Origin of the sequence: Mesorhizobium sp. M7A.F.Ca.AU.002.02.1.1 (assembly GCF_003998535.1) — a bacterium.
In the GTDB taxonomy this organism is placed as follows: domain Bacteria; phylum Pseudomonadota; class Alphaproteobacteria; order Rhizobiales; family Rhizobiaceae; genus Mesorhizobium; species Mesorhizobium ciceri.
In genome coordinates this window covers 1-777 of record NZ_RZPB01001360.1, presented here as the reverse complement: position 1 = coordinate 777, position 777 = coordinate 1, and the positions used below count along the sequence as shown (strand labels likewise).

The 777-nt window shown below is 62.3% G+C and carries 1 pseudogene; it reads left to right on the top strand.

The features are described from left to right. Positions 1-777 (top strand): annotated as a pseudogene (locus tag EN879_RS37720) (phosphoenolpyruvate carboxylase); the annotation flags it as partial.

The following is a 777-nucleotide window of genomic DNA, read 5'->3' as shown; positions in this document are numbered from 1 at the left end:
AATCCGACCTGAACACGATCAAGGGCGTTATCTCAAGCCAGTCGGAAAAGCTGGCCGAGGATCGCGGTCAGCTTTCCCGGGTCCTGGAAGCCGACCTGCAGAATGTGAACAGCGTCATCGCCGATCACATGAACAAGCTTGTCCAAGACCGCTCCGCCCTGTCCAGGGCCCTTGAGGACGACCTCGCCAAGCTGGCCGACAGCCGTTCCAGCATCGACGGGTTGGTTGCGGGTCAGGTCGAGAAGTTGTCCGAGGGCCGAGATATCCTGCGGCGCGCTCTGGAATCCGACCTCAACGCGATCAAGGGGACCATTGCCGACCAGTCGCAGAAACTGGTCGATGACCGGGCACAGTTCGCCCGGGCACTCGAGGCTGACCTCGAAAGCGTCAATGGCTTGGTCAACAGCCATTCCGAAAGGCTCGTCCAGGATCGTTCGACGCTGTCGAAAGCGCTTGAAGCCGACCTCGAAAACGTCGGTGGCCTCGTTAACAGCCACGCGGAAAGGCTTGTCCAGGAGCGCTCGACCCTGTCCAAGGCGCTCGAGGACGATCTTGCCAAACTGGCCGAGAGCCGCTCAAGCATCGACGGTCTGGTCGCCGGCCAGGTCGAGAAACTCGCCGAAGGTCGCGATGTTCTCAAGCGCGCGCTGGAAGCCGATCTCGCCAAGCTGGCCGAAAGCCGCTCCAGCATCGACGGTCTGGTTGCCGGCCAGGTCGAGAAGCTGGCCGAGGGCCGCGACATTCTCAAGCGCGCCCTCGAAGCCGACCTGCAGAAGC